Origin of the sequence: Phytoactinopolyspora endophytica (assembly GCF_004138495.1) — a bacterium.
Lineage (GTDB): Bacteria > Actinomycetota > Actinomycetes > Jiangellales > Jiangellaceae > Phytoactinopolyspora > Phytoactinopolyspora endophytica.
Genome location: NZ_ML142854.1, coordinates 309,571 through 319,137 on the forward strand (window position 1 = coordinate 309,571; position 9,567 = coordinate 319,137).

At 62.9% G+C, this 9,567-nt stretch carries 9 protein-coding genes; 6 read left to right on the forward strand and 3 right to left on the reverse strand.

Translation table 11 applies throughout. From position 1 onward, the window contains the following. Positions 1 to 735: VOC family protein (locus tag ELR45_RS14475; RefSeq protein WP_205856590.1), on the forward strand; the 735-nt coding region annotated here is incomplete at its 5' end. A gap of 53 nt (positions 736 to 788) precedes the next feature. Next, on the forward strand, positions 789 to 1,703 hold the full coding sequence (locus ELR45_RS14480; RefSeq protein WP_165367773.1) for a nucleoside hydrolase: 915 nt from the start codon (positions 789 to 791) through the stop codon (positions 1,701 to 1,703). A 260-nt stretch (positions 1,704 to 1,963) separates the two neighbouring features. Here ELR45_RS14480 and ELR45_RS14485 read toward each other — a convergent pair whose 3' ends face one another. Next, a complete protein-coding gene (locus tag ELR45_RS14485) occupies positions 1,964 to 2,404 on the reverse strand; it encodes a PHP domain-containing protein (protein WP_129667031.1) in 441 nt (146 codons plus the stop codon). Positions 2,405 to 2,663: 259 nt separating this feature from the next. Here ELR45_RS14485 and ELR45_RS37845 point away from each other — a divergent pair, with 259 nt between their 5' ends. The 3 genes from ELR45_RS37845 (at position 2,664) to ELR45_RS14505 (ending at position 6,172) form a co-directional block, all read left to right on the forward strand. Next, positions 2,664 to 3,158, forward strand: coding sequence for a ribonuclease FAU-1 family protein (locus ELR45_RS37845; protein ID WP_476704129.1), 495 nt, complete (start codon positions 2,664 to 2,666; stop codon positions 3,156 to 3,158). 125 nt (positions 3,159 to 3,283) lie between these two features. Next, positions 3,284 to 3,940, forward strand: coding sequence for a class I SAM-dependent methyltransferase family protein (locus ELR45_RS14495; RefSeq protein ID WP_129667032.1), 657 nt, complete (start codon positions 3,284 to 3,286; stop codon positions 3,938 to 3,940). A 1,872-nt stretch (positions 3,941 to 5,812) separates the two neighbouring features. Next, positions 5,813 to 6,172 carry a VOC family protein gene (locus ELR45_RS14505; RefSeq protein ID WP_129667033.1) on the forward strand — a complete coding sequence of 120 codons (360 nt, stop codon included), beginning with the start codon at positions 5,813 to 5,815 and terminating at the stop codon, positions 6,170 to 6,172. Positions 6,173 to 6,302: 130 nt separating this feature from the next. Here ELR45_RS14505 and ELR45_RS14510 read toward each other — a convergent pair whose 3' ends face one another. Then, on the reverse strand, positions 6,303 to 7,301 hold the full coding sequence (locus ELR45_RS14510; protein ID WP_129667034.1) for a carbon-nitrogen hydrolase family protein: 999 nt from the start codon (positions 7,299 to 7,301) through the stop codon (positions 6,303 to 6,305). A 230-nt stretch (positions 7,302 to 7,531) separates the two neighbouring features. Here ELR45_RS14510 and ELR45_RS14515 point away from each other — a divergent pair, with 230 nt between their 5' ends. Next, positions 7,532 to 8,389: a carbon-nitrogen hydrolase family protein gene (locus ELR45_RS14515; protein WP_129667035.1), complete on the forward strand. Its 858-nt coding sequence runs from the start codon at positions 7,532 to 7,534 to the stop codon at positions 8,387 to 8,389. A 178-nt stretch (positions 8,390 to 8,567) separates the two neighbouring features. On the opposite strand, the gene ELR45_RS14520 is transcribed toward ELR45_RS14515, so the two are convergent. After that, on the reverse strand, positions 8,568 to 9,383 hold the full coding sequence (locus ELR45_RS14520) for a protein phosphatase 2C domain-containing protein (RefSeq protein WP_129667036.1): 816 nt from the start codon (positions 9,381 to 9,383) through the stop codon (positions 8,568 to 8,570). Between the last annotated feature and the right edge of the window lie 184 nt (positions 9,384 to 9,567).

Below are 9,567 nucleotides of genomic sequence, written 5' to 3' on the forward strand. Positions count from 1 at the left end.
GAAGTCATTGTCAGGCCGATACGATTCACCGACCGCGTGCCGCGAGTGCGGGAGTTTCTTTCTGCGCTCGGATTCTCGCCTAGGGTGAGCCGTGCCGAGAGCTGGGTCACGATGGTCGGCGCTGCCGGGGAGGTCGCACTGCATGACGCTGCCACCAGTGGAGCGGGGCCAGGTCAGACAGGGATGGCGTTCGAGGTGGCAGATGCCGATGCCCTGGCGGCCCAATTCGCAGAGGCGGGTTTCGGCGACGTGGAGATTTATGACGAGGCCTACGGGCGGGTCTTGCGAGTGCGTGGCCAAGACGAGGCGGAGCTCTTGCTAGACGAGCGTCCCACCGATCTGTACGGCTACCAGCTCGACGAGCCCCGACCCGAGCATGGGATTGTGTCAATGCCGATGCTGTTCGGCCCGCCCGCTGGCCCTCTCGATCAGCTGTTGTCGGCGGCCGGCTTCACACGACTCGACGAGGGCGATGACGAGTCGTGGCGGGCCTGGAGCAGCGCCGGTGGGGGTCTTATTGCCCTTCGCCCGCCGGGTGACGAAAGACCACCAGGATCCGTGCAGCTGGCGTTCCGCACGTGCGAGCCGTTGACGGAGCTGGCCGATCGCCTGATCGCCGGCCGTTATGGGGATGTCACGCTGTCAGAGGAGTTCGGTGACGAGCTGACGGTGACGGACCCAGACGGTCAGAAAGTGCTCGTTCAAGAAATGGGGTCGCGGTCGTCTGGTCAGTAGTCGGCCGAATGATTGGAGGGTTCGATGACCCCGCACGCCACGGTGCCGGCTTCATGAGCGACGCATCTCTGCCCGGCGGTACGCCGGTGATCCTCGATACCGATATCGGCTCTGATGTTGACGACCTGCTCGCACTGGTCTTGCTTGCGGGCGAGCGCAGCGTCGACCTGCTGGGTGTCACCACGGTCTATGGGGACGTGATCCTCCGCGCGCAGCTCGCCCGACGCACGCTGCGTCTGTTGGGCCGTGACGACGTGCCCGTCCACGCCGGGGAACCGCAGCCGCTGTCGGGCCGGGACGTCTGGTGGGGCGGACACGAAGGCGACGCCATCGACGGCCTGGCCGCCGAGGAGATCAGCACGCTCGGCGGGGTCGATGCGTTGCTCGCCGCGGCTCATCGCCACGCGGGCGACCTGGTCGTCATCGCGATCGGGCCGCTCACCAACGTCGCCGTGGCTCTGCACCACGATCCGTCGTGGGCGTCTCGAGTTCGACGCCTGGTGATCATGGGTGGAGAGTTCGCCCGCAGTGTGCCTGAGCACAACCTGCGCTCCGACGTCGCTGCCGCTGCGGCCGTGCTCTCAGCCGGAATCCCTTCGACATTCGTGGGTTTGGACGTGACTACGACCGTGCCGTTCGACGTCACCGACCTCGACTCGGTGACGGCTTCCCGGTCCGTGGCTGCGATGCTGGTCGATGCGCAGGTACGCCGATGGTGGCAGCACCTGGGTGCATCGTCCTGCAATCCACATGATCCGCTCGCATTGCTGGCGATGCTGGAGCCCAGCCTCTTCGCGTTGAGTACTGGCGGTTGGCACGTGCTCGAGGAGGGGCCCGAGCTGGGTGCGCTGATTCCCGATCAGCGGGCACCGGCCATCGACTATGCGACCGCGGTCGACGTCGCTGCCGCACGGGACTCTCTCCGGAGCCGTATTTCGACGGCGCTGCTGCTGCCGACCAAATCCTGATGCCTTCCGCCACACTCGCCGTTGGCCCTGGAGCGCGACTTCGCCAGTTCATTTGGTCCCGTAGATATCGGCAAGGTCGAGGAGATCCTGAGACCGGGCGACTCATCTGTGACGAAGCGGATCAAATCGTTCCACTCGGCGTGACGATCGAAGATCGACTCGGGCCTCGGTATGTCCACGCCTAACCTCACTCCGCTTAGCCTAATTGCAGTCAGGCTAGCGTTCCGGTGAGTCACCGACGGCACGCGTGGTTCCCCGGGTCAGTTCGGACGTATCCAGACGTCGTAGGGGTGACGGCTGGGATGGAAGCCATGGGCCCCACCAATAGCCAGCTCGAACCGCCCGGCGTCGAGAAGCTTCGCGGCGGACTCGCTGTTGCGATGCGCCTCGCCGAGCTCCACGCCGGTGATGATGCGAAGCTGCGGGAACTGGTCGCGGCAGCGCTGCACACATTCAAGGCAACCGTTCACATCCATTGCGGGGGAGCGAGCGATCCGCCCGGCGTCATGAATACCTGGAGATGCTCGAAGCCCTCGAGATCGCCGGCGGCAGCTCTCCAAAGCGGTGAAGTCCATGTGGTCGGTGAAGGCGACCGCGGGAGGGCCCAGCTCGACCACCCGCGTGCAGGTCCGCTCCATTGAGCCGCCTGGAGAATCCCAGGACCACCCGCTGTGCACATGGCTATCCGCGGGTAGCACCATCACTTCATCCTTTCACCTGCCATTGCCGAGTCGACCTCTCCTTGTCCAAGCCGGCGGCTCAGCACACGTGACGGTCGGTTTTAATCATGCCCAGTACAGTGGCCCCACCATGACAGAGCAGGCGGTGCAGGACTTCGAATCGGCAAGCACAGCGGTGCGGCGTGACGTCCATAGAGGGAAGGTGTGGTCGGCGACTCCGTGCAGAGTCGTGCATGACACTCCCGACCTGGTAGCCCTCGCTATCTGGCCTGGCATAGAGATGCTCGCCGCGACCACATGGACCGAATCTCTACGAACTGGAGACGAAGCAGTCCGGAACCTAGGGATTCACCATCTCGCTTCAGGTGAATGGGAAATGTGCCCATGGATTTGGCGGGATACCACTCGGCTCATCCTCTCTCCACCGGACTCGTACTTCACCGTGTCTCTGTTCTTCTACGGTGACGGCTCACGGTGGATCTGGTACGTCGACTTCGAACGCCCTTATCGGCGGACATCGATCGGATACGACACCCTCGACCTCATCATCGACTCTGATGGAACGCATCGCTGGAAGGACGAAGACGAATATAAGCAGGGACGTCGCCTGGGGATCATCACCGACGACGACCACAAGAAGGTGTCCCAAGCGCAAGAAGAGGTCATCGGCTTGCTCGCATGCCGAGAAGGTCCCTTCCGAGACGACTGGTCGACGTGGCGGCGTGATCCGCGCTGGCCATGCCCTGTGCTCCCGTCAGATGCGCTGACGTCATGAGCGCGCAGTGTGTGGCCGGGATGGGGCGGAGAAGCCCTTGTTACCTCTCCCATGAGTCGGCGCCCTTTAGCTCGACGGCCTCGTGGGCTCGACGGACGACGCGGATGTCGACCTAAGATCACGACGTGGATTGGCACGGATGGCACGAGGGCTACCAGGAGCACGGCCGATTGCGAAACCGCCTTCGGACGGTCCAAGATCAGCTCCGGCTCGCACTCGACCTGGTACCATCCGGCCCGGTCCAGATCATCAGTGTGTGTGCCGGCCAGGGCCACGACGTCGTCGGCGCGGTCGACGACTCGGACCGGCGATCCGATGTTCAGGCACGCCTGGTCGAGATTGACGGACGAAACGCTGAGGAGGCTCGGCGGCGAGTCGAGAGCGCCGACCTGAACGGCATCGAGGTCCTGCAGGGCGATGCTGGGACCACGGACGCCTACGTCGGGGCTGTCCCGGCCGACATCGTGTTGCTATGCGGTGTCTTCGGAAGTCTTATCGATGAGGATGTCGATTCGACCATCGCCACGTTGCCGCAGCTCTGCAATGCGCGGGGTCAGGTCATCTGGACTGCGAACCGTGCAGCGTCTGGGCTCTTCGAGCGTGCGTCCGCGGCGTTCGATCTGTATGGCTTCGCCCTGGTTTGGACAAACCCCGCGGACCCCTTCGGCGTCGCTAGGCATCAGCTCGTCACTCGGCGCCAAGACCTTCAGCTCGGCCAACGCATCTTCAACTTCGCCGATGAGCAGACACTCGTCGACCTTGGCCGGGTCAAGCGACCGTGAGGGGCCCATGTGAACGCCTCCCGGGATGACGCTAGAAGGAGTGCTGTCCGGCGCGAGCAATCTTGCGGGACCATGACTCTTGACCAGCTCGGGCGTTGGACCGATGCTCAGGTGGCACTGGTCAGATCGGACATGCTGCTTCGCTTGATCAAGCATCCGTTGGGCAAGCTCGGTGTCGGCGACAACTCTTGTTAGCTCTCCCTTGTCGATCATGTCGTGTACGGTCTCTCGTCCACGTTGCCAGCTCATGGGCGCTCCTCATCGTCGTAGCCCTGAAGGACTGGGATCTGCGGCCGTGTCGCGATCTCTCGAGCGAAGCCGTCGGGAGAATCTCGCCACCTTTGAGAAGACATCACGACCGCGTTGACTTCTCGACCGAGAGCGGCGGAGGCCTCCCCGGTGCGGTCGTATAGATCGTCACGGTCGGGTGTGCCAATGACGAGGAGGTCGATGTCGTGCGGGGCAGGTCCTTCTTCACCCGCCATCCGTGCGGCCCAAGAGCCGAAGATGCTGGCTGACTCAACGTGGGGGAGGTCCGCGAGCGCTCTGGCGAGCACGTGTGCCGGGCCCAAGGTGATGAGGACGAGCTCGTAGAGTGGTCGATAGAACGGTGCATCGGTGTTGGCCCTGACCAGCCGAGTCCTGCCAACACGTCGAGAAGCGACGATCGCCGCTCGTTCCAAGCGCTCAATCTCTCGATGAGAGTTGCCCACATTGGCCCCGATGGCTGATGCGGAGGCTCGTGACCGACTCCTCGGACTCGCCGAGTAACAGGCGTACGAGGATGTCAGCCTGAAGACGGGAGCGAAAGATCGGGAAGATCGGTGGCGCAGCTGCCTTCATCGCACTTCTCCTGTGACTACGTTCTCTATAAACACAAGATTATTTGTTTTTATAGAGAACGTTAAGACGCCGACTGACCGCAAGCTGCGGGCAAGCGCGGCTAATGACTCGCTCTGGGTGAGTGACAATTGGGGTGGCCGTCCGAGAAAGCCTGGAACACCCCGTCGTCGCCAGGGGCGTTGTCGAAAATGCAGCACAGCCCCGAGATCGATCAAGATGTCGTCAAGATCTAGTGCCGCAGCGCGGTGTACCACGACCGAATGCGAATCCTAGAGCCTGCCGATCCGGCAAAGGGCTGCGGTGGCATCGTCGTGGATCTTGCCCGGATACTGCTCAGCCGTGTTGCGCTCTGTCTCGCGAGTACGCCGGATTAGCTCCGCAGGCCCGTGGCTATCAAGCAGATCGAGGAGATCACGCCAACTGAGCAGACCGAACCGGTCGACAAGGCGGCTGGCTCCGCCGCGTCGGGCTCAGAACTGGCGACCCAGAATCCGCCCTCGACGTTTCGGTGACGCCGCCATGCGGTGACGTATTCCGTCAGACCGGCTTGGTACTCGGCGCTACTGCGGGGATGCTCATACATCGACGCCGGCTTCTCACGCTGGAAGGCGTTGACGCGATGGTCACAGCTCCCTCGGGAGTTCCGGCACCGTCAATGACGACGGCGCCGACAGAGGTGGAGCCAACGAAGTCCTCGTTGAGCAGGTCTACGTGCTGTGGAGAAGATGCGAAGCATGCATTCATGACGAGTTGATCGTAGGCGCCTCCGGCGCGCTTGGTACGACACAATCGCGGTCAGCGCGACATCGAGCTATTGGCGATCATCGCAGGATGGCGGCGCGGTATTCGGCCTCTGGTTGATGCCCGTGAGGAGGGCGGCCGCGTACATGCGAGCCATCGAGGCCGGGCAGGTTGGTGGTGATCAGGGCTCGTTGACTCCAGGGACCGATCAACGATTCTCGCTTCGAGAAGCGGGGTAGAAACCGACTTCAGATGCTCATGAGCTGAACGTCACCGAAGGAGAATCTGATGGCTGTTTTCGTAGGGTCCGTTGTACTGAATGTATCGAACAGCGGCAGAGCTGCCGCGTTTTGGACCGAGGCCCTCGGATATGTTCAACGGCCCAGCAATCCAGACTTCCTCCATCCTGAGGAGTGGAGTTCTCCCTCGGCCACGCGGCAAGACCACGGCGCCGGTGCGCACGTCCACCTGGACACAGACGACAAGATGCATCTCGACCTCTGGATAGACGAAGACTCGGATCTGCAGACTGAGGTGGAGCGTCTCGTCTCTCTCGGAGCACGACGAGTGGACTGGGTCTATTCGGAGGACGCCGAACATGTGGTCCTCGCCGACACAGAAGGCAACCTGTTCTGTGTCTGCGCCTGAAAGCGACGTTGTCCGTAGACACAAGACAATGCGTCTACAGACAACGTCTACTTACATGCTGCGCGGCGAGATGACGGACGAGAACGTCAAAGCCGCGAGCTGTCCGTAGGATCCCAGGACTGCTTGACGCTTAGACCACGCTTCGATCGTTGCTTCTGGGATCGTCGTGGACGAGGTGGGGTTCGTAGATGCCCGCACGGGCTTTTCGTCTCCAAGGCCGTGCCAGGTCGTTTGGATCATCGAAGATCTCGGTGGTGATCACGGAGGGCATCTCGCGCTGTGAGCACTGGGCCAACCAGGCGCCTCGCGGAGAGACCACACCGGACGGGGCATCGGCCGCGTGCCGTGCGTCCACAGCGAAGCTGACCCAGTAGCTATTGGTGAGCGCATGGGCTTGAGCCTCGGTCGCGAAGACCCTCCCTCCCGGATCGGGAGGGCCGGCGGTGGAGAAAAGCACGCAGTCGACGTCCAGCTGCTCGTACTCGATAAAGGCCTCCGGGAAATGGACCTCGATGCCTAGCGACAGTCCGAACCGGACGCCGTCGACTTCGAAGGTCACCGGTGCGGACCCCGGCGAGTACATGTACGTGATCTTGGTGTTCGACAACAAGCGTTCGTCATAACGGGTCGCCACCTCTCCTCGATCAGAGATGACGTACAGACTGTTATGCGGCCGGTGCGGCGGTGTGAGGCGATGGATCGAGCCCACAACCGTCCAGAGCCGGAGCTCTCGTGCCAGTTCCATGATTTCGGCTAGCTCGTCGCGCAAAACGTTCCACTCGGCCCTGTCCCAGTCGGCCGGACCGATATGGTCGGGGCCATTCACGGACATCTTGAGCTTGTGTGCCCAGCACAGTGCCCCTTCCGGAAAGTGGATCAGCCGCGCGTCCGAGTCGCGCGCCTCGCGCATCAGGCGCCGTATCTCCTGCCCGCTCGCTCGCACTGCGTCCTTGTCGCGGGGATCGTCACCAAGAACGACCTGCGCGACCGCCAAGCGCATGCTTTTTGCCTCCGACATGTCATCTCCAGTCGACGTCGATCGGAAGTGCCGGAGGGCAGACGTATAGGACTCACCGGTCTTGGCCGCTCGGGCTCGCACACGGCGTTTGAAGTTCCTGTTCGCTGTCATCTGGCCTTCCATGCCTCGCACGTAGATCCCCCAGCGACCTTGACGCCCGAGACGAACAGACCAGGACAACGACCCTGAGACGACAATCCCTTTGCCTCCGAAGGACGACCATGCTGGGGAAGGTCGATGGAGGTTCGGCGTAGGGCCACGCCAGTTGGAACGTTACCAACTCGCTTCCCGAGGGACAAACACCCTCGATGCTTGGTGCGAGTCTGCGATGATCGGACGCCATGGCGGTGTTGAGGATCGCGGTTGCGCAGGGTGTCGGAAAAAATGACTCTCCGGATGGTGATTCGATTCGGGAGCAGGGGCGTCGGGTTCGGGAGCTGATGGGTCTGGCGGCCGACGGCGATGCTCGGCTCGTCTTGTTCACGGAGGGGGCACTATCGGGGTATCCGGACAAGCGGCGCATGTCGAGTGATCCGCATCGGCTGGCCGAGTCGGACTGGTCACGAGTGGACTGGCAGGTGCTCGCTGCTGAACGGCAGCAGACGATCGAGCGAGCCGGAGAGCTTGGACTGTGGACCGTTGTCGGGTCGGTGCACCGCGAGCCCGGCCCTGAACGGCCGTTCAACAGTTTGTATGTGATCAGTGACGGTGGGCTCCTAGTTGCGAGGTACGACAAGCGGTATCTCTCAAACACGGAGTCGTCGTTCATGTATGCAGCCGGTGACCACGCAACCGTCTTCTCGGTCGATGGGCTCCGCTTCGGATGCGCCCTGTGCATCGAAGCACGCATGTCGCAAGTGTTCATCGAGTACGAGTCGCTGGGGGCAGACTGTGTGCTGCTGGCCAGCTACAGCGATGGACTGGCGGCAGAGTCACTCGATGATCGGCGGCCGTTGGCACACGCGCTGTTGACTGAAATGTGGATCGCGTTCGCAGTGCCTGGTGTTGCCCCGGGAACGGTGACATCGGGTGTCGCGGCCCCAGATGATCGTTGGCTGGCTCGCGGCAAGCCTGACGGAACACCCCAGGTGGTGTTCGCCGACCTCGACCCTGACAATCGCGCGATGCATGCGGGTTACGACAGCGGAAGAGCTTGGCTGGCACGTCACCGCGAGGCGGTAACAACTCCGCAGCCCTGAGTCGCGGGGCGTATGTCAACGGAGCGTCACCAGGCCGACTCACGACGGACCACAACGGGTGTCCGTTTCGGCGAAACGTACGCGTCGTTCGGCACACCACCACCTTCGCGTCCGTAGCATCAAGGCAGACTTGCCCTGGACGGTGCTCATCAGGTCTCGGCCGGGTGTCAAGCATGTTCTAGAGCCTGCCGAACCGGCAATATGCCGCGGTGGCATCGTCGTGGGCCTTGCCCGGATATTGCTCGGCGGTATTGCGCTCTACGTCGCGGACACGCCGTACCAGTTCCGCTGGCCCTTGGTTGTCGAGCAGGTCGAGGAGATCGCGCCAACTGAGCAGACCGAACCGGTCGACCAGGCGGCTGGCTCCGTCGCTGAGGAGCGCGGCGGCGCTTACATCGGCCAGGGGCACGGTGCCGGTTAGAGCGTGGGCCGCCGCGTCGGGTTGGGAGCTGGCGACCCAGAATCCGCCTTCGACGTTTCGGTGACGCCGCCACTCGGCGATGTACTCCCTCAGGCCCGCTCGGTACTCGGCGCTGCCAAGAGGATTCTCCCGCATCGATGCTGGCATCTCCCGCTGGAACGCGTCGACGCGGTGGTCACAGATGACCTCGATGCGGTCTGCTAGGTCGAGCACCAACGGCGAGTCAGCGAGGACGAGGTAGTCCAGCCGATCGCCGTTCTCCCGGATCGCCGTCACGGTTGACGACGGCGTGCCCGGGTGGCCGAGATCGCAATCGGCCCTATGCAGATCCCTGACGTGGATGATCGCCTGAGCGAGGCAGTCGTGAAGTGGGCGTTCGAGTTCGGCCATCCGTGCTACCAAGGCATAACCGACCGCACGGCTATACCAGGCAACCCCATGGACGCATCCGGAATCCGCGCCCTCGGGCGTCCCCGCACCGTCGATGACGACAGCTCCGCCAGAGGTTGCGGCGACGAAGTCCTCGTTGAGCACGTCTGCGTGCTGCGGGGAAGATGCGAAGCATACGTCCATGGCGAATTGATCATAGACACCCGGCACATGGTCGTGCGCCTGTAGGTCCTTGACGGTTTCGTGCCAGTTGACCTTCTACACCGAGCAAGGCTTCAAACCAACCACTCACACTGCGGAGGATGAGGGACGCGGCCGCCGCAGGCGCCTCGTGAAAAGATCTATCCCGGGCCGAATCGGACTAGGT

Coding starts and splice junctions, on each gene's coding strand:
- ELR45_RS14480 (WP_165367773.1), top strand. CDS start 789: ATGAGCGACGCATCTCTGCCCGGCGGTACGCCGGTGATCCTCGATACC.
- ELR45_RS14485 (WP_129667031.1), bottom strand. CDS start 2,404: ATGGTGCTACCCGCGGATAGCCATGTGCACAGCGGGTGGTCCTGGGAT.
- ELR45_RS37845 (WP_476704129.1), top strand. CDS start 2,664: ATGCTCGCCGCGACCACATGGACCGAATCTCTACGAACTGGAGACGAA.
- ELR45_RS14505 (WP_129667033.1), top strand. CDS start 5,813: ATGGCTGTTTTCGTAGGGTCCGTTGTACTGAATGTATCGAACAGCGGC.
- ELR45_RS14510 (WP_129667034.1), bottom strand. CDS start 7,301: ATGACAGCGAACAGGAACTTCAAACGCCGTGTGCGAGCCCGAGCGGCC.
- ELR45_RS14515 (WP_129667035.1), top strand. CDS start 7,532: ATGGCGGTGTTGAGGATCGCGGTTGCGCAGGGTGTCGGAAAAAATGAC.
- ELR45_RS14520 (WP_129667036.1), bottom strand. CDS start 9,383: ATGGACGTATGCTTCGCATCTTCCCCGCAGCACGCAGACGTGCTCAAC.